This window comes from Prevotella sp. S7 MS 2 (assembly GCF_000762865.1).
Classification (GTDB): Bacteria; Bacteroidota; Bacteroidia; order Bacteroidales; family Bacteroidaceae; genus Prevotella.
Map to the genome: position 1 here is coordinate 87081 of NZ_JRPT01000001.1, position 20533 is coordinate 107613.

Sequence of the window (20533 nt, forward strand, 5' to 3'; positions counted from 1 at the left end):
CAATATCTTTATACCTTTATATATATTACTTCTCATATCTATCACCCCAAAAACGAGTCATGCGATCTTTCAACTTCGTCTCTACCGCATTGGGTTGTGCATGCCATAACCTGTCGTTCACCAGTTCATCGGGCATATACTGTTGCTGTACGAAGTGCTCAGGATAGTCATGACTGTACTTATAACCATCATGATAACCCAACTGTTTCATCAGTTTGGTCGGAGCATTACGCAAATGTAGCGGCACAGGAAGGTTTCCTGTCTGTCGCACTTTCTCCAACGCTGCATCAATACCAAGATAACTTGAATTGCTTTTGGCACTCGTAGCGAGATACACAACAGCCTCCGCCAACGGGATACGCCCCTCAGGCCAGCCTATTTTCATGACCGCATCGAAAGCCGCATTAGCCAATAACAGAGCGTTGGGATTGGCTAATCCTATATCTTCGGAGGCACTAATGACCAGTCGGCGAGCGATAAATTGAGGATCTTCACCGCCTTCTATCATCCTAGCCATCCAGTATAAGGCTGCATCAGGGTCGCTCCCACGGATGCTCTTGATGAATGCCGAGATGATATCGTAGTGCATTTCCCCATCTTTATCATAGGCCAAAGGGTTCTGTTGCAGCCGGTTTACTACCAAGTCGTCGGTAATCACCACATCGTTCTTCCCCTCCGACTCTACTACCAATTCCAATATATTCAGCAATTTACGCGCATCTCCACCACTATACCGCAACATGGTCCCGGTCTCTTTCAGTTCTATACGGCGCTCTTTCAAATATATATCCGTCGTAATAGCTTTATGGAGCAGTTCCAATAAATCGTCTTGCTCCAACGATTTCAAAACATACAACTGACAACGTGACAACAACGGCCTAATCACTTCAAACGAAGGATTCTCCGTCGTAGCCCCGATCAATGTCACCACCCCCTGCTCCACTGCACCAAGCAAGGAGTCTTGCTGCGATTTACTAAACCGATGAATCTCGTCAATAAACAAGATTGGCGATGCGGTATTGAAGAATCTGCTTTCCTTGGCCTTTGCTATGACGTCGCGAACGTCCTTTACTCCACTTGTCACAGCGCTTAAAGTATAGAACGGAGTGTCTAACTTATTGGCAATAATACGTGCAAGTGTAGTCTTTCCAACACCCGGTGGTCCCCATAACAAAAATGAGGAAATCCTACCTGTGTCTATCATTTGGCGCAATACGGCTCCCTCTCCTACGAGATGTTTTTGGCCGACATAATCGTCCAAAGTTTTGGGTCGCATTCGCTCTGCTAACGGTTCACTCATATATGTATGCAAAAATAGAGAATAAGGAGGAGAAATACAAAAATTCCTTTTGAAAAGTTTGTGAATATGATACAGAGTATGTACTTTTGCAGCGCTATCCAAGACTGAGTTTAAGGTAAGATAAATAGCAATCACACATATGAGACAACAGAAAGTATTAACCCTAAAGACGCTAAGCAAAAGCAATGTATGGGATATTCAGGAGAATGACATATTCCGTATGTGGGAGGCTGCTGAGAAAGATGCAGACCTCAAGGATAACACGAGACATTACATAGATGTCATCAAAAGCGCATTCGATGCAGAAGAAATTAAGATTGATAAACCAGAGGTCATCAGGAAGTATGAAGACCGCGGATTCAAGATTGGACGCATCAGAATAGACGAAAACAACAAGAACAAGTGGGCATTGAAGAAACGCACCATCATGCGTGTATCCGATCTTACCTACGAAAATATACACCATATCTCTGCTACAAAGTTGCTAGAATGCATCGACCGAAATTTTGGCGGTGGCTGGGATTCACTTTCACAAAGCATCAGAGACATCATCGAACATGGTTTCGACATCAGCACTACTACTCTTCCCAAAGACAGACTACACAAGAAAGGTGGCATGTATGAGAAGAAGGTAGCCGACGGATTTGATGTGCTTGAAATTCCAAAGGGTGGATGGATTGAAGCCATCTTCGCTAAAGAGAAGCCTGAATTAGAAAGACCAAGGGTAAGATTTGATAGTGATGACGATATGGATAAGTTGGATTTAGATGGAGATACCATTGATACCGATGATGAAGACTTACCGGAAATCAAGGATAGTTACAACGAGCCCGATGACGATGAGGATGTTTTCGACGAAGACAAATTGACAGAAGAGAGTTATCGCACGACCTTTGAGGAAAATCCGGACGACCTCAATATGGAAGCCGAGGATATGTCTGACGACGACAACTATTAAACAGAAAGATATTACAAACGACCATCAGGGGAATCGGGCTAAACCCGATTCCCCTTTTATTGTGCCTATCTCCCATCCTCAAGTTCCTTATTTCCCACTCCTAATTTCTCCCCCTTAACTCGCTGCAAAGTCGAGGCAAGCATGCTGAACAAGCACTGCAGCAACGCTGTTCGGCCATTGCAGTAACGCTGCCGACACTTTGCAATAAGACAACTATGGCTATCGAAAATACTAATAACAGCACTCTCTGAATATAATTACCACCACTTGATGTTCTATATTAAATGTAATAACTTTGCAATTGCAAAATCAATTACGATCAATCATGGAAATTATCGAGCACTTATTTCAAGGAATGCCCGGACTATGGGGTGGCGGTGTAGCCCACTCCGTACTTATTCTATCCCTTGTTATAGCAATGGGATTGTCGCTAGGAAAAATCAAAATAGGTAATGTATCGCTTGGACTGATGTGGATACTCTTCTTCGGTATCTTGTTCGGCCAATTCAATTTGAACCTCGACGAGCATCTATTGCACTTCATGAAAGAGTTTGGACTAATTCTCTTTGTCTACTCTATCGGTATGCAAGTAGGTCCAAGTTTCTTCTCTTCATTCCGTAAGGGTGGTAAAACACTTACCATGCTAGCCATCATCACGATATTCTTGAGTGTGATTATCACCATCACGCTGCACTTCACCACGCAGACTCCTATCACCACATTGGCCGGTATACTCTCCGGAGCCGTGACCAATACACCGGGACTAGGTGCTGCTCAGCAGGCAAACAGCGACTTGAACGGTATTGATGCACCGGAAATCGCACTAGGTTACACCGTAACTTATCCATTAGGTATATTCGGTGTCATCTTAGCTTTCATGCTTTTGAGATACATCCTTAGAATTAATAAGGAAGAAGAAGATGAGGATGCACGCACCGGATTAGGACACTTGGAGGAGTTAAGCGTAAGAACATTCACTGTAGAGGTGACCAATGAGATGATTGATGGCATGACCATCAAACACATTCGTCCTATGGTGAAACGCCAGTTCGTCATCTCGCGTATTGTCCATGCCAATAATGCAGCTCACAATGCACTCGTCAACGGACAAACAACCATTCATCTTGGCGACAAATTGCTGATTATCGCCAACCCTAAAGACATTGAACCTATCATCGCACTGATGGGTAACTCCATTGAGATGGACTGGTCTCCATACGAGAAAGAGTTGATTTCGAGAAGGATTCTAATTACCAAACCGGAACTAAACGGCAAAAGTTTGGCTCAATTAAGAATCAGAAGCAACTTCAATGCTAACATTACGAGAGTGAATCGTTCGGGTGTAGACCTTGTAGCCACACCACAATTGCAACTCCAGATGGGCGACCGTGTGACGGTTGTCGGCTCAGAATTAGCCATAGGACATACCGAGAAGATACTCGGTAACTCCATGCGACGCCTCAATACACCAAACATTATCTCCATATTCTGGGGTATTGCATTAGGTTGTATACTAGCAAACGTACCCTTCGTGATACCGGGTATTCCTGCACCTTTGAAACTTGGACTGACTGGTGGACCGCTTGTCGTAGCCATATTGATGGGATGTTTCGGTCCTAAATATCGCATCGTGACCTACAATACCATCAGCGCCAACCTCATGATACGCGAGATTGGTATCTGTATCTTCTTGGCGTGTGTGGGCTTGGGAGCGGGTAACTCGTTCGTAGAAACTGTTATCAGCCGACAAGGAGCTACTTGGATAGCCTTCGGTTTCATCATCACACTGCTTCCAATCTTAATAGGTGGACTCATAGGTCGCTATGTATACCATCTCAACTACTTCACGTTGCTGGGCGTATTATCGGGTGCCAACACCAACCCGGCAGCACTGGCATACAGCAACGATTTGACTACGACCGACTCGGCTGCCATAGCTTACTCGACCGTATATCCGTTCTCGATGTTCTTACGCATCGTTACGGTACAGATAATGATATTTGCAATGGGGTAAAGAAGATTAGTATTTTAGATTTAGACAAGAATTAACCCATTCTACAAGTCTGCTATCTACAAAATCGATAGCAGACTTTTTATATTTCTTCAGAAACATATTTACGTCAATATTTATTTGACTAACTTTGCACAGAAAATTCAGATAACATCATTTCAAAGACTACAAAAGAAGCATGGATAATAATTGTAATTCAGAAGCAATCGTCATTAAGAAGTTAGAACTACTCTTAGACACAGGATGTCTCCTCATGTCGAGTAACGCCGACACAGCTCGTATTTCGCGCAATATGAAGCGTGTTGCCGCATTCTTAGGCATCATTGAGGAAGACATGCATATCTACTTTAACTTTAATATCTTGATGGTCAACGTGTGTATCGACGGCCATTTATACAGCAAATACAAGCGTTGCGACAAACACGGCATCAACATGGCCACCATCACTGCCATCAGTAAACTATCATGGCTGGCTATAAAGGAAGACTATTCGCTCGAACAATACGAGGAAGCATTGAATGAAATCAAGAACAAGAAGAACAGTTATACCGATTGGGAAGTAGCAGCTTGCAGCGGATTTGCCTGCGGTGGCTTCTGTATACAGTTCGGATGCGACTGGACCGCCTTCTTCTATGCTTCAATAGCAGCCATGTTTGGCATGCAACTGAAGACATACTTGAATAAGAAAGGGTCGAACACGTATGTGAATATTGCTATTTCTGCTTTCGTAGCAACACTCATTGCTTGGCTATTTGCCAACTTCTCACTCTCTACAGAAGTTATGGCTGCTATGCCTGATATGCTGGCTTCGGTACTTCATACAGACACTCCGTGGCATCCATTGATGGCATGTACGCTATTCATAGTGCCGGGTGTGCCCATCATCAATTCAGTAAGCGACATGCTGACAAATTACGTCCAGATAGGCATAACACGTGCTGTCATCACGCTTATGTTTGTTCTGTCTATGGCATTTGGTATCGCATTAACGATAGAAGTATGCGGTATTGACAACTTTGTCAAAGACCTGAGTATGATACCTCACCACACTTATCTTGAATTCTCTATTGCCGCAGCCATCTCGGCCATGGGATTCGCAACCATATACAACTTCCCCAAACGTCTGTTACCAGTGTTAGCCATAGGCGGAATCATTGCAGTCTGTACACGAAACTTCGTGAATCTAGGTCCCAGTACTGATAATATAGGATTGGATATGGGCTTGATTATAGGTTCATTTGTGGGTTCGGCACTCATCAGTATCATCTGTACGCAAGCCATGCACTGGTTCCACATGCCTCATCATTGCCTGTCTATACCCTGCGTTATCCCTATGATTCCGGGCGTATTGATGTATCGTTCACTGTTTGCATTCATCGATATGCACGGTATTGTGGGCGAGGTAACGGTGGCTATGTACAATGGTATCAGAGCTACACTGATTATCTTGTTCATCGCCATAGGCTTGGCTATTCCCAACATCTTCGTTCGTCGAATGGTAACACCGAAGCGCAATAAGAAGCTTCTCGATATGGTGATAGAGCGACAGCGAAAACACGAAGCTGCCACAGAGTTGAAACAAGCATAAGGAAACTACTGATAAAGCACAAAGAAAAAGAGCGGATGCCCTACCGGACATCCGCTCTTTATATATTATATGGCCTAGCTGATTAATATTCAGACCAACTCTTAATCTCTATTTCATCCAAAGGTACGCTACAGAAAGCATGAATGAAAGCACTTGCCAAACGACTGTTGGTAATCAATGGAACGTTCAAATCAATAGCTGCACGGCGTATCTTGTAACCGTTGGTAAGTTCATGAACCGTCAAGTTCTTAGGAATATTAACCACCATATCAATCTTATGCTCATGTAACATGGTCAAGGCTTGGGGCTCTTGTCCTTCTTCTGACGGCCAGAAAACGCGTTCGTTTGCCACTCCATTCTCTGCAAGATACTTGCTGGTACCACCCGTTGCATAGAGTTTATAGCCATGTTCGACCAATTCTCTAGCAGCATCAAGCATACCGGCCTTCTCCTTTGCACCACCCGTAGAGAGCAGAACGGTCTTAGCAGGGATACGATGGCCGACGCTAAGCATACTCTTGAGCAATGCATCATTGGTATCGTCACCCAAACAACCAACCTCTCCAGTAGAACTCATATCCACTCCTAAGACCGGATCGGCCTTCTGTAGACGGCTGAAAGAGAACTGACTGGCCTTAATTCCTACGTAGTCGAGGTCAAAAAGGTTCTTATTTGGTTTCTCTACAGGGAGTCCCAACATCACTTTGGTAGCCAGTTCGATGAGATTAATCTTCAACACTTTGCTGACAAATGGGAACGAACGTGAGGCACGAAGATTACATTCGATAACTAAAATATCGTTATCACGAGCCATAAACTGGATATTGAAAGGACCGCTAATATGCAGTTCTTTAGCTATCTGGCGACTCACATGCTTGACACGACGAACAGTTTCAACATACAACTTCTGCGGTGGGAAAGCAATGGTAGCATCTCCTGAGTGCACACCGGCAAACTCTACGTGCTCACTGATGGCATATGCAAGAATCTCACCATTGCGAGCTACGGCATCCATCTCGATTTCCTTGGCGTGCTCAATAAACTTCGATACAACCACAGGATGGTCTTCACTGACGTTAGCAGCAAGTTGTAAGAACTTCACAAGTTCCTCTTCGTTAGAGCAAACATTCATCGCTGCCCCCGAAAGAACATACGATGGGCGAACCAATACCGGAAATCCTACACGCTCGACAAACTTTCCGATGTCGTCCATACTGGTCAAAGCACTCCATTCGGGTTGGTTGATTCCATTGCGAGTAAGCATGGCTGAGAACTTAGCGCGGTCTTCAGCGCCATCAATATCTTGCGCCGCCGTACCAAGAATAGGTACATTTTGCTCGTCGAGCTTCATGGCTAAGTTGTTCGGAATCTGCCCTCCTGTGCTGACAATGACACCATGCGGAGTCTCCAATTCAATGATATCCATGACACGTTCAAACGTCAATTCATCGAAATAAAGACGGTCGCACATATCATAATCGGTAGAAACAGTCTCCGGATTATAGTTAATCATCACCGAACGGTAACCTTCTTTGCGAATAGTATTCAAAGCTTGAACACCACACCAGTCGAATTCTACTGAGCTACCAATACGGTATGCTCCCGACCCAAGCACGATAATAGAGCGCTTATCCTTCTCAAAGTCAATATCATTCTGTACTCCTGCATAGGTCAGATAGAGATAATTAGTCTGCGCCGGATACTCTGCTGCCAAAGTATCTATCTGTTTTACCACCGGCAATATGCCATAGTTCTTACGCAGATTTCGTACCAATAGCTGTGCCTTGAACATGTTATGGAGTTCTCCTTCAAGCCCTACGGCACGCGCAATTTGGAAATCTGTGAAGCCATAAACTTTGGCTTTCTGTAGCAATTCCTTATCAAGTGTATTGATATTGCATGTCTTCAACTGCTCATCAATATCAATAATATTCTTCAATTTCTGCAAGAACCACTTATCAATCTTCGTCAATTCATGAATCTGATCAACAGTATAGGCCTTGTGCATAGCCTTTGAGATGACGAAGATGCGCTTATCGGTAGGTTCTTTCAAAGCTGCATCAATGTCTTCTATTTCCAATTCCTTGTTCTCGACAAAGCCATGCATGCCCTGCCCTATCATGCGTAAGCCTTTTTGGATGGCTTCTTCGAAGTTTCGACCGATAGCCATTACCTCTCCGACAGACTTCATGGAAGAACCCAATTCCTTGTCTACTCCACGGAATTTTGACAAGTCCCAGCGTGGAATCTTGCACACTACATAGTCCAATGCAGGCTCAAAGAAAGCGCTGGTAGTCTTTGTAACAGAGTTCTTTAAGTCGAACAAACCATATCCAAGACCTAACTTTGCAGCGACAAAAGCCAAGGGATAACCGGTCGCCTTAGACGCTAATGCAGACGAACGGCTCAATCGTGCGTTCACCTCAATGACTCTATAGTCTTCGCTCTTGGGATCGAATGCATACTGAACATTACACTCTCCGACGATACCGATGTGTCGAATGATGCGTATAGCCAATGCTCTCAACTTATGGTATTCGCTGTTTGTCAATGTCTGAGAGGGCGCAATGACGATACTTTCACCCGTATGGATGCCCAAAGGGTCAAAGTTTTCCATGTTACATACGGTAATACAGTTGTCGAAACGGTCGCGTACTACCTCGTATTCTATTTCCTTCCAGCCCTTCAAACTTTTCTCAACAAGTACCTGAGGTGAGAAAGAGAATGCCTTTTCTGCAAGCTTATCTAGTTCTTCTTCGTTATCAGCGAAACCACTACCAAGTCCTCCAAGGGCATAAGCAGCGCGAATAATCACCGGATAACCGAGTTCGCGAGCAGCTTTACGAGTCTTTTCAATATTGTCACAAGCCTCACTCTTGATAGTCTTGACATCTATTTCGTCCAGTTTTTCAACGAAAAGTTCACGGTCTTCTGTATCCATAATGGCCTGAACGGGAGTTCCTAGTACCTGTACATTGTACTTTTCTAAGATGCCACTCTTATAGAGTTCCACACCACAATTGAGTGCTGTTTGACCTCCAAACGACAGTAAGATACCATCAGGACGCTCCTTTTCGATGACACGTTCAACGAAGTAAGGCTGCACAGGCAGGAAATATATCTGATCGGCAACACCTTCCGATGTTTGAACAGTTGCAATATTAGGATTGATTAATACGGTATAAATACCCTCTTCACGCATGGCTTTAAGGGCTTGTGAACCCGAATAATCGAACTCACCGGCCTCTCCAATCTTCAAAGCACCAGAACCTAAGAGGAGTACTTTCTTTATCTTTTCATCTTTCATCTTCTCTTTTACTTTAAGGTTGCAACAAAATCATCAAATACAAACTCCGTATCTACGGGACCGGAACATGCTTCCGGATGGAACTGACTAGTAAACCAAGGATTCGTCTTATGCTTGATTCCCTCGTTACTTCCATCATTCATATTCACAAAGAGTTCTTCCCAATCTTTTCCGATGGTCTTGATATCAACGGCATAGCCATGGTTTTGACTGGTCACAAAGCACTTATTCGTGCCTACCATACGCACCGGCTGGTTGTGAGAACGGTGTCCATATTTCAATTTATAGATGGATGCACCACCTGCTTTAGCCAAGAGTTGGTTACCCATGCAGATACCGCATATCGGTTTACGGCTCATACTGATTTGCTTACGAATCACATCGACAGCCTCGGAACACATATCCGGGTCACCGGGACCATTACCCAAGAAGAGACCATCAAACTCCATTCCGGTATAATCATAATTCCAAGGCACTCGAATCACTTCTACTCCGCGATTAATCAAGCAACGAATAATGTTGGCTTTCACGCCACAATCCACGAGAACAACCTTCTTTCCAGCACCCTCATTATAACGAATAATCTCCTTACACGAAACCTTATCCACGAAGTTTACGCCTTCATAATCAGCTTCAGGAATATTATCGGGCTCATCGTCAAAGATAATTTTCCCCATCATCACCCCATGAGAACGCAACACTTTGGTCAACTCTCGCGTGTCAATGCCCGTTATTCCCGGCACATGTTCGCGTTTCAACCAGTCGGATAAACTCTCTACGGCATTCCAATGAGAGTACTCTTCACTATAATCAGCAACAATAATGGCAGAAGCATATATCTTATCACTCTCCATAAAAGTGGGCAAACCGGATGGCTCAACCGTAAATGCAGGCACACCATAATTACCTACAAGCGGATAAGTCAACGTCATCAACTGCCCAGCATAAGATGGATCTGTAAGACTCTCCGGGTATCCCATCATGGCAGTATTGAATACAACCTCGCCCGCTACAGGCGCATCGTAGCCGAAAGACTTACCATGAAACTTTGTTCCGTCTTCCAATATTAATGTTACTTTCTTCATTCTATTCTCTTTATTGAATATTATTCACTCTTATACACATTCTCAAAGTAATCCACAAAGGCCTCATTACACAACCTTGTACCACCGGGAGTAGGATACTTACCAGTAAAATACCAATTACCTCTGTGATTAGGTATAGCCATCTGCAAGCCCTCTATAGACTGATAGACCAACTCCACAGGAGTCTTCATACCCTCAGGACGCAACATCTCAACAATCTTATTGTTGATTTCTTCGGTCGTGAACGGACTATAAATTTCCCTCACTCCATTCTTCATTTCATCCTTCGACTTCTCTAGTTCGGCCTTACATGAGCGATATACATCCTCTATCACATGTTGCAAACCACGTTCCTTAAGCAATTGAATGGTTGCGCGGAACACACAGAATTCCTCCAATCGAGGCATATCAATACCGTAATAATCGGGGTATCTAATCTGTGGAGCACTACTAACAATAACTATCTTATGAGGATGAAGCCTATCCAAGATACGCAAAATGCTCTCCTTCAACGTCGTACCACGTACTATACTATCGTCTATGATAACGAGATTGTCTACATGAGGTTCAATACTTTCGTAGGTAATATCATAAACATGTGATGCCAAATCGTTGCGCGAGTTACCCTCAGTAATAAAGGTACGAAGTTTAATATCCTTCCATGCTACCTTCTCACTGCGTACATCTTCTTGCAGAATACTCATTAACTCTTCATGACTTGGCGTATGTCCAAGGTTCGACAACCTTGCTATCTTCTGCTCGTTAACATAGTTCTTGAATCCATCAAGCATACCATAGAAGGCAACCTCGGCTGTATTCGGAATGAACGAGAACACAGTGTGCTGCGTATCGTTGTCGATGGCTTTTAAAATAGGTTGCGTAAGCTGCTCACCTAGCTTCTTACGCTCCTTATATATATCGCGATCGGAGCCACGACTAAAATAGATTCGTTCGAAAGAGCAGGCTTGACTCTCTTTAGGTTCCAACACTTGTTCGATGGAACACTCACCATTCCGCTTCACCAACAATGCGGCACCGGCTGGCAGCTCTTTCACATCGTCACATTCCAAATCAAATGTTGTCTGCAATACAGGGCGCTCACTGGCCAATACAGCAATCTCGTCGTTGATATAATAGAAAGCCGGACGAATACCCCAAGGGTCGCGCATAGAGAACATCTCGCCCGAACCGGTGAGTCCACAGACTACATATCCACCATCAAAGCCGGTCATGGACGTCTGCAACACGTTAGACATCTGCACGTTGTTCTCAATGTATTCTGTAATATCCATGCCCTCTAAGCCTTGCGCTTGAGCCTGAACGAAATTCCGTTCAACCTCTCTATCCAGCCTATGACCTAGTAATTCGAGCATGATATAACTGTCACTATAAATACGTGGCCACTGCCCTTGTGCCCTCAAGCGACCGAAAATCTCATCAATATTAGTCATATTGAAGTTTCCACACAGGCACAGATTCTTCGCACGCCAGTTGTTTCTACGCAAGAACGGATGCACGTACGAGAGACCACTCTTGCCAGTCGTAGAATAGCGGAGGTGTCCCATATACATTTCTCCCGCAAAAGGAACGTGACGTTTCACGTATTCCACATCGTTCAACTTCTTCGGAGAAAAGTCTTTAAACGAGCGATGTACCTCGCCAAAGATCTCTGTAATGGCTTTCGTACCTTCTGCTCTCTGACGAAACATATACTCTTGTCCGGGCTCAGCTTCCAGACTCACGCAGGCCATACCGGCACCTTCCTGCCCTCTGTTATGTTGTTTCTCCATCATTAAGTATAGCTTGTTCAAGCCATACATCCATGTACCGTACTTTTGCTGATAATATTCCAGAGGTTTCAGCAGCCTCACCAAGGCCACACCACATTCATGCTTTAGAGTTTCCACTATTCTATATTCCTTTTAACTACAGTTTCCCTATTATACAAATGGCGCGACAACATGGTCGCACCTTATGCCTCACAGAAGATCAAATCAAAAAAGTGAAAGACTGAAACCATAACCTTATCAATCTTTCACTTTCTCTTTGTTTATCTTACAATATTTATTACCAACGATGCTAAACTAGTTAGAATACCAATAACCGAGAACCAAATGGTTGTCGAAGAACCAATAGCAGCATTCTGTGCCTTCACCTTATTGGGTTCAACATACAGAATATCATTTTGTTGTAGATAATAATATGGAGAATTAATCAAGTTCGCATCATTCAAATTGAGGCGATGAGTTTCCTTTCTTCCGGTAGCATCTTCTCGGATAAGCATCACATTGTCGCGCTTACCATAAATGGTCAAGTCGCCCGCTTGCGCCAAAGCCTCTACCACACTCATCTTTTCAGTAGACACCGGCACTACTCCCGGATGGCCGACTTCACCGATAACAGTAACTCGATAACTAGCCATCGAAACCGTCACAATTGGATTTTGAGATTTAGCCAAGTAAGGAGCTATCTTCTCTTTGATTAAGTTCTGGCACTGATACTTCGTCAATCCTACAACATGCAACTTACCAACAACCGGAAAGTTAATGTTACCTTCATTGTCTACCAAGTAGCCTTGAAGCGAGCCATAGCCGCTGCTAATTTGTCCGCCCGAACCGATCGTGTTCTGAACAGAGAGGTTGAAAGGTGCAGCCACATCGGGATCGGTCGTGATAACCGTAATAGTAAGCATGTCTTTCGGCATGATTTTCGCATCGTAAAGACCTTGAGAAGCCTGCAAACTTATAGAATCAATGTTCTGAAAATAAGCTACATTCTTCGCACCAGAGCAACTACCTAATACCAAGACAGCCGCAATAAAGAGTAGAATCGTTAGAGTTTTTTTCATAACTACAATAATAGCATAATTATCGTTTAATATTGTGCAAATATAATTGTATTTTTTTAATTTGACAAGTTTTTATTCCAATAAAATGTTTGCACCTTTTAAGTTTAATGACTACACCCACATGAGCCTTCATTAACATACATGTAAAAGCATGAAAATAAGAATATCAACTCACTGCAGGGCGTCGGCAACATTGCTGCCTAGCCCTAACAGCATCGCTGCCAAGCCTCTTCAGCAAGCTTGCCAAGTCCCTGCACTAATACAACTTGAAATAATTGCGTGCATTATTATAACTAATGTCTTCCACCATACGAGCCAATTCAGTTTGATCATTAGGTATCAATCCACGCTCAACATCATTCCCAATGATGTTACAAAGCAACCTTCTGAAGTACTCATGTCGGGGATAACTCAAGAAAGAACGGGAGTCGGTGAGCATCCCAATAAACCTACTTAGCAGTCCAAGGTTCGACAAAGCATTGATTTGGCGGGTCATTCCGTCTAACTGATCATTGAACCACCAACCGGCACCAAACTGCATTTTCCCCGGCACACTGCCGTCTTGGAAGTTTCCCATCATCGTTGCCACCACCTCATTATCGCAAGGATTCAAGCAATAAACGATGGTACGCGTCAGCATTCCTTTCTGATTCAGTTCGTCAAAGAAATGACTCATGGCTCTCGCCGTGCTAAAAGTACCAATGGAATCAAATCCAGTGTCAACGCCAATTCTACCAAGCATCAGTCCATTATTGTCGCGAATAGCACCATAATGATATTGTTGTGTCCAATCAGACGCAGCATCCATTTCTGCACACATGGTCAAAAAGGCATGCTTATATTGCCGTATTTCAAGTGCAGAGAGCATTTGTCCGCGCATCGCCTTCTCAAAAATGGTCTCTACTTGGCTATCCGTATAAGGCTCATCATAAAATTCTTCGATACCATGATCGGAGAGTTTACAGCCGTTTTCGGCAAAGAAATCATGCCTTTTTTGCAAGGCATCGACCAAATCGGAGAATCGTCTGATGTCTACACCCGATACCTCAGAGAGTTGTTTAACATAGCCAGCATACTCCTTTTTCTCTATATTCATGGCCTTATCCGGGCGCCATGCGGGTAACATTCTCACTTCAAAGTCGCTCTGGAGAGTTGCTTGATGATACCGTAAATCATCTATCGGGTCGTCGGTAGTACATACCGTCTCCACATGGTAATGTCTCATCAGTCCTCTAGCACTATATTCCGACGAAGCAAGTTTCTCATTACACTCGTCGTATATCTCACGTGCCGTCTGCGGAGAAAGTAGCTTCGTGATACCAAAAGCGGTCTTCAACTCCAGCTGACTCCAATGAAACAGGGGGTTACGATAGGTATAAGGCATTGTATCGGCCCATTTTTCAAACTTCTCCCAGTCCGAAGTCTCATCGCCGGTACAATACTTTTCGGGCACTCCATTGGTACGCATGGCTCTCCACTTATAGTGGTCGCCACCCAACCACAGCTCCGTGATACTGGCGAAACGATGGTCTTCGGCTACCATCTTGGGATTCAAGTGACAGTGATAGTCTATGATTGGCTTCTGTGCAGCATGATTATGATACAATTCTTGGGCGACAGTGGTCTCCAACAAGAAGTTCTCATCCATAAATTCTTTCATCGGTAATCGAATATTCTTTATATGTTATGACAACGAGTTCGTCTGTCTTAGATTGTAATGCAAATATAATTCATTTTTTTGTGTAGCTAAGTAATTTAAGCTATATTTGCATTTCAAACGAAAGAAATAACGACACATGAAAGATTCAAAGGTTCTTTTGATATATACAGGCGGGACTATCGGCATGGGACAAAATCCGAAGACAGGCTCACTGGAGCCACTTGATTTCAACCATTTCATTGGTAAGATTCCCGATTTTGCCCTGCTATCGGTTGGCGTAGATGTATACCAATTCAGCGAACCAATTGATTCTAGCGACATGTCTCCACATCTTTGGAGCACACTTGTCCAAATTATCAGTGAGAAATACGGCGAGTACGATGGCTTCGTCGTGCTACATGGTACCGATACGATGGCTTATACAGCCTCGGCATTGTCCTTTATGCTGGGCAATCTTACCAAGCCTGTGATACTCACAGGTAGCCAATTGCCCATCGGACTGCTTCGTACCGACGGCAAGGAGAATCTCGTTACAAGTATCGAGTTGGCCTCTATGAAAAACATAGATGGGCGCCCGGCTGTCCCAGAGGTGTCGATATATTTTGGCGGGAAGTTGATTCGAGGCAATAGAGCGACCAAGCAGAATGCCGATGGATTCAATGCTTTCGACTCATTCAACTATCCCCACCTGTGCGATGCAGGCGTAAACTTCACCTTTCACGACCATCATATCCTCACGCCCGACTACACTAAGCCCATGATTCCGCACATTTCGATGAACCCGAATGTTATCGTATTCTCGCTCTTTCCGGGCATACAAGACAGTATTGTGGGACACGTCATTGACGCACCAGAGCTAAAAGGTATCGTCATGAGGAGTTACGGGAGTGGCAATGCTCCACAAAGTCCATGGCTTGTGGAGCTCCTGACCAAAGCATGTAAACGTGGAATAACAGTCGTAAACATCAGTCAATGCATTTCGGGAACAGTAGAAATGGCTAGATACGACACGGGATACCAACTCAAGGAAGCCGGTGTCATCAGCGGATATGATAGTACTGTGGAAGCAGCCGTCACCAAATTGATGTATCTGCTAGACATCTACGACAACCCAAAGATAATAAGAAAGCAGATGAATACCTGTATTGCAGGCGAAATAACAGTCAAATAAACAAGCCGACTAGACGATAACGCGCGTCTTATGATAGTTCTCTCTGAACCCAGAAGGAGAACAGTCTTTGCGCTTTTTGAATATTCTATTGAAATTACTAAGATTGTTGAATCCGCATTCATAGCTGATTTCGGAGATGCTCTTTGCCGTATCTACCAGCATACGCGAAGCATATCCTAAACGAATATCGATAATGTAGTCGGACAAACTACGCCCTGTATGCAACTTAAAGAAGCGACTGAATGCACTCGGACTCATACCAACCATCTCTGATAATACCGACAATCGAATCTCATCCATGTAATTCTTACTGATGAAATTCTTCACCTTGAGGATGCGACGGCTATCATCTTCCACTGAAATTTTGGCGAAACTAGACGACGAAAGTGTACGGGCATCAGAGCATTTTGAAAGTTCGTAGAGGATTGAAAGGAACTGAGTGACAGCATAAAATCCATCTTGTATGGCACTCAAACCGTCCAACATCTTGTACACGCGTACGATAGCACTCATCGGAAAGCATAGCCCTTTACGCGCCTCCACCATCATCTTACGCATGCTAACAAACGGATTTCGACCAAAGAGATTGTCTTCCGTCATATTAAAATCGAACTGAACGGTAATCTCACGAATATCCTCACTGCGACATTCATGCTGTTCCCAGACATGTTCCAAGTCGGGACTAGTGATTAAGACAAGGTCATATTCACCTATTACTTCGCTGGAATCGCCCACCACTCTCTTCACTCCGGCAGCGCGTTCCACAAAATTCAACTCGTATACTTCGTGATTGTGGATAGGGTATGTGAATTCTTTCTTATGGCGATCGGCAATGTATAGCACGTCTTTACCCATAAGAGGAGTTATCTCATGAATTACTCTCCTATCCTCACTCATACCATATAGAGTTTAAATTCGTAAATCTTTCAAAATTGCAGACATCTTCTGTCGGGTCTTAATCGTTGTTGGAACCAACGGAAGACGAAGCACATTCTCTATCATTCCCATATCACTTAGCAAGGCTTTCACACCGGCCGGATTGCCTTCTACGAACAGAAGACTGTACAATTCGGTAAACATGTGATGGATTTTGCGTGCCGGTTCAAACTCACCCTTGAACTCCAAACGAATCATTCGTGAGAATTCTTTAGGCAAAGCATTACCGATTACCGAAATAACACCGGCTGCCCCACTGGCTACCATAGAGAATGTCAGGGCGTCATCACCACTGATTATATCGAAATTATCGGGCTTTCCTTTGATGATTTCGTCCACCTGCTCAAGACTACCACTTGCTTCTTTGATACCCACAATGTTGGGAAAATCCTTCGCTAAACGTATGGTTGTCTCCGCTTTCATATTGATTCCCGTTCTTCCGGGAACATTATAAAGGATGATTGGCAACGGACTTGCTTCGGCAATAGCCTTGAAATGCTGGTACAAACCTTCTTGTGAAGGCTTGTTATAGTAAGGGCAAATACTCAGAATACCATCAATCCCACTCCAATCCGTGGTCTGAATCTCTCGTACTACAGCCGCCGTATTATTACCACCGCAATACTTCACGATCTTCACACGGCCTTGATTAACAGTCTTGACAAGCTCGGTTATTTTATCTTTTTCCTCTTTCGACAAACAAGGAGACTCACCTGTAGTGGCCAAAATACACAGGAAATCAGCGCCATTGCTAATCTGATATTCAACCAAACGCTTCAATGAGGGGTAATCTACCTCCCCTGTTAATGTAAAAGGAGTTATCACAGCAACGCCTAAACCCCTGAAAATATTCTGTGCCATAGCTTCTATATATTCCTTAGATGTTCCGTCAAGTTCTCATTGCAAAGTTACATGATTTCAATAAATGTGCAAAGAAAAACACTCAAATTATATCAATCTCGAAATAGAAGTATTGTTTTATGCAACAATGATACACTTTCTACTTCGATCCGATATACAAGAATATCATGCCGAGCAGGACAAAGAACAAGTCTAAAGCCTTAGCCTTAAGGTTCTTTTCATGGAAAATCATCGCACCAAAAAGGAAACTTACCAACACACTTCCCCTTCTAATCATCGACACAATAGATATCATGGCATCGGGTTTAGACAGTGCATAGAAATAAACAAAGTCGGCTATAGACAGGAAAACAGATATCATGATGATACTCCAATCCCAATGAAACGGTGTCGTATGCTTACGAGTGGGCAGCCAAATGAGCAACATCATCGCTCCCATCATTCCCATTTGATAGATATTGTACCAACTTTGCACCACCATCCGATTCAAACCGACTCCGCTGTCAGCTATTCCGGCCATCAAATATTTATCATACAAGCCACTGACAGCACCCAATATGGCAGCCAAAAGCAATGAGACCACCCACTTGTTATGCTTAAAATCGATACCTTCACGCTTCCCACTTCGGCTTAACATCCACAATGAAAAGATGGCTAAAAGCACACCAGCCCACTGCCAAACGTTCAATCTTTCCTGAAAAACGAGCATTGCTCCCACCAACACCATCACCGGACGAGTGGCATTAATAGGCCCTACAATGGTGATAGGGAGATGTTTCATCGAGAAATAACCAAACACCCAGCTTGATAATACAATACAAGATTTCAGCACAATATACTTATGTACGCTCCAATCGGATACCGGAACATAAAACATATTGTCGTCCAATACATGCGTAAATGCCGAAAATAAGATAAAAGGAAGGAATATACAAGAACAGAAAATAGTGTTCAGAAACAACACAGGAATAACCGCATTTCCCCGCAATGCTTTCTTTTTAAACACATCATAGAATCCTAACAGCGCAGCTGATAGGAATGCAAACATTAACCAAGCCATCAATATACCACCTTTTCTAAGAACAAAGCTTTGGCCGGCATACTCTCTCCGGCATTCGAACGGTTACCTTTCTTTACCACTTCATCAAACTCTTCAAGTGTCAAACGATGCTTCCCAACATCCAACAACGTACCCACCACGGCTCTCACCATGTTACGCAAGAACCGATTAGCGGTAATAACAAACATGTATTGCTTATCGGGTAGCTCCATCCAATGGGCTTCAGTCACATCGCACAACGTCGTTTTGACATCGGTATGCGTCTTACAAAAAGCTGCAAAATCTTTCACCTCAAGCAATCGACGAGCCGCTTCATTCATCAAATTGAAATCGAGTGGGTATCTCAATTCACAGGAATAAGCATTCAAAAAAGGATTCTTACCTTGATGAATGAAATAATGATAGGTGCGACTTTTGGCACTAAAGCGTGCATGCAAGTCATTCTCTACCTCCTCTATCTTATCTATTGAAATATCACGGGGCAACAAACTGTTCATCCGATAGGCCAATTGGGCACATTCAAACACCGCTTCGGTATCGAAATGTGCTGCCATCATGCGGGCATGAACGCCGGCATCGGTCCTTCCTGCGCCCACTATCTCTACCTGTTCGCGCAATAATAGCGACAAAGCTTTCTGTATTTCGTTCTGTACAGAGTTGCCATTAGGTTGTATTTGCCATCCATGATAACGCGTGCCATCATATCGCAGCCATATAAAATAACGTTTTTCCATCATCTACCCCTAGCTGCTCGTCTGAAAGCCTGCCTATGAAAGCGTGCTTCGGCCTTAATTATTTGAAACACTTTTCCAGCAGGTAACACCTTCATAAACTTACGATGATACTCTTGTTGCAACTCTTTCATCTTAATATCGAGCGCGTCTTGCTGGGCAATAGCATCGGCACACGCCTCATTATCTTGCACATCGATGAAGCGATAACGCTTCATCTGACCGAAAATAACACGCTGTTTCCCCATCATCTCTCGATACAAAGGGAAAAATACAGACGATTCATACACCGAAAGACTAGCTTCTTTCGTGATATACTGTTCCATTTCGCGTTCAAACTGAACCGGATCAAACTTCCGTTTCGGCCCTTGAGCATTCACTGCAAGCGATATGATGAGTGTCAGCGCAATGATAGCAGCTTTCTTCATGACTATAATCTTTCTCATATTCATTCGTTTACCAAAGACGCATAGATGGCCTCATTGTCCATCATGGTATAATCTACCACTTCGTCTGCCGATATTTCGCCGGCATTTACATTGGCTATCCAATGTTCAGACGGTACAGTTGGCGTCTGCTCTGACTTAGATAAATACGTCCACAAGGCTATTCCGACCACACCAACACACGCTGCAGCAGCTATAATAGAGTTAACACGACGATGCACCCGACGCTTGAGTGAGACTACAGCAGCTTGTTGAGGCTCCTGTATCTTGCTCATGACATCGCTAGCCAATTGGTCGAAATAGCCATCGGGTGCGCGAAAGCCGGTTGCTTTCCCGTATTTCCGTTTCAATATATCCTCGTCTTGGTCTATCATTTTATTTATCTCCTTTTTATACTCGTTTCTCAATTATGCCCTACTTCGAAGTTATCGGAAGTTAAACGCCTTGTAGGCGTTGGAGTAACAGGTGAAGTTAACGGACATTTGTCTGTTGACTCCAAGTCGCAAAAAGGCTTTAACTCCTATTGACTTCCGTTTATCTTCAAGCTTGAAAATTTATCTCTTTTTATTAT

At 43.7% G+C, this 20533-nt stretch carries 16 protein-coding genes; 4 read left to right on the top strand and 12 right to left on the bottom strand.

All coding sequences use genetic code 11. From position 1 onward, the window contains the following. Positions 1-25: 25 nt before the first annotated feature. On the bottom strand, positions 26-1300 hold the full coding sequence (locus HMPREF0671_RS00355) for a replication-associated recombination protein A (RefSeq protein ID WP_036895882.1): 1275 nt from the start codon (positions 1298-1300) through the stop codon (positions 26-28). Positions 1301-1439: 139 nt separating this feature from the next. On the opposite strand from HMPREF0671_RS00355, the gene HMPREF0671_RS00360 reads away from it, so the two are divergent. The 3 genes from HMPREF0671_RS00360 to HMPREF0671_RS00370 all read left to right on the top strand — a co-directional run bounded on the left by HMPREF0671_RS00360 (position 1440) and on the right by HMPREF0671_RS00370 (position 5857). Then, the gene (locus tag HMPREF0671_RS00360; protein ID WP_036895883.1) at positions 1440-2258 is read left to right on the top strand and encodes a hypothetical protein; all 819 of its coding nucleotides are present in this window, start codon (positions 1440-1442) and stop codon (positions 2256-2258) included. Between the two features lie 325 nt (positions 2259-2583). Beyond that, on the top strand, positions 2584-4272 hold the full coding sequence (locus HMPREF0671_RS00365; RefSeq protein ID WP_036895885.1) for a putative transporter: 1689 nt from the start codon (positions 2584-2586) through the stop codon (positions 4270-4272). Between the two features lie 175 nt (positions 4273-4447). Further along, the gene (locus HMPREF0671_RS00370; protein ID WP_036895887.1) at positions 4448-5857 is read left to right on the top strand and encodes a threonine/serine exporter ThrE family protein; all 1410 of its coding nucleotides are present in this window, start codon (positions 4448-4450) and stop codon (positions 5855-5857) included. A gap of 82 nt (positions 5858-5939) precedes the next feature. On the opposite strand, the gene carB is transcribed toward HMPREF0671_RS00370, so the two are convergent. The 5 genes from carB to uxaC all read right to left on the bottom strand — a co-directional run bounded on the left by carB (position 5940) and on the right by uxaC (position 14757). Continuing rightward, the gene (gene carB / locus HMPREF0671_RS00375) at positions 5940-9164 is read right to left on the bottom strand and encodes a carbamoyl-phosphate synthase (glutamine-hydrolyzing) large subunit (protein ID WP_036895889.1); all 3225 of its coding nucleotides are present in this window, start codon (positions 9162-9164) and stop codon (positions 5940-5942) included. Positions 9165-9172: 8 nt separating this feature from the next. Then, a complete protein-coding gene (carA, locus tag HMPREF0671_RS00380) occupies positions 9173-10249 on the bottom strand; it encodes a glutamine-hydrolyzing carbamoyl-phosphate synthase small subunit (protein WP_036895891.1) in 1077 nt (358 codons plus the stop codon). Positions 10250-10269: 20 nt separating this feature from the next. Continuing rightward, positions 10270-12156 (bottom strand): amidophosphoribosyltransferase, encoded by a 1887-nt coding sequence (locus HMPREF0671_RS00385; RefSeq protein ID WP_036895892.1) that lies wholly within the window; start codon positions 12154-12156, stop codon positions 10270-10272. 143 nt (positions 12157-12299) lie between these two features. Beyond that, entirely contained in the window at positions 12300-13097 is a 798-nt protein-coding gene (locus HMPREF0671_RS00390; protein ID WP_036895894.1) for a polysaccharide biosynthesis/export family protein, read from the bottom strand. A gap of 256 nt (positions 13098-13353) precedes the next feature. Continuing rightward, positions 13354-14757, bottom strand: coding sequence for a glucuronate isomerase (gene uxaC / locus HMPREF0671_RS00395; RefSeq protein WP_036895895.1), 1404 nt, complete (start codon positions 14755-14757; stop codon positions 13354-13356). A gap of 136 nt (positions 14758-14893) precedes the next feature. Between uxaC and HMPREF0671_RS00400 the strand changes: the two genes are divergently transcribed. Continuing rightward, on the top strand, positions 14894-15928 hold the full coding sequence (locus HMPREF0671_RS00400) for an asparaginase (protein WP_036895897.1): 1035 nt from the start codon (positions 14894-14896) through the stop codon (positions 15926-15928). 9 nt (positions 15929-15937) lie between these two features. On the opposite strand, the gene HMPREF0671_RS00405 is transcribed toward HMPREF0671_RS00400, so the two are convergent. From HMPREF0671_RS00405 to HMPREF0671_RS00430, 6 genes are all read right to left on the bottom strand, one after another. Continuing rightward, positions 15938-16825, bottom strand: a complete 888-nt coding sequence (locus tag HMPREF0671_RS00405) for an AraC family transcriptional regulator (RefSeq protein ID WP_036895899.1) — start codon at positions 16823-16825, stop codon at positions 15938-15940. Positions 16826-16837: 12 nt separating this feature from the next. Then, positions 16838-17725 (bottom strand): 4-hydroxy-tetrahydrodipicolinate synthase, encoded by an 888-nt coding sequence (gene dapA / locus HMPREF0671_RS00410; RefSeq protein ID WP_036895901.1) that lies wholly within the window; start codon positions 17723-17725, stop codon positions 16838-16840. 139 nt (positions 17726-17864) lie between these two features. Next, positions 17865-18785 carry a DMT family transporter gene (locus tag HMPREF0671_RS00415; protein WP_036895903.1) on the bottom strand — a complete coding sequence of 307 codons (921 nt, stop codon included), beginning with the start codon at positions 18783-18785 and terminating at the stop codon, positions 17865-17867. Beyond that, positions 18785-19522: a tRNA pseudouridine(38-40) synthase TruA gene (truA, locus tag HMPREF0671_RS00420; protein WP_036895905.1), complete on the bottom strand. Its 738-nt coding sequence runs from the start codon at positions 19520-19522 to the stop codon at positions 18785-18787. The genes HMPREF0671_RS00415 and truA overlap by 1 nt, the downstream gene beginning before the upstream one ends. Further along, on the bottom strand, positions 19519-19962 hold the full coding sequence (locus HMPREF0671_RS00425; protein ID WP_036895991.1) for a hypothetical protein: 444 nt from the start codon (positions 19960-19962) through the stop codon (positions 19519-19521). The genes truA and HMPREF0671_RS00425 overlap by 4 nt, the downstream gene beginning before the upstream one ends. A gap of 2 nt (positions 19963-19964) precedes the next feature. Continuing rightward, positions 19965-20336 carry a hypothetical protein gene (locus HMPREF0671_RS00430; RefSeq protein ID WP_036895906.1) on the bottom strand — a complete coding sequence of 124 codons (372 nt, stop codon included), beginning with the start codon at positions 20334-20336 and terminating at the stop codon, positions 19965-19967. Between the last annotated feature and the right edge of the window lie 197 nt (positions 20337-20533).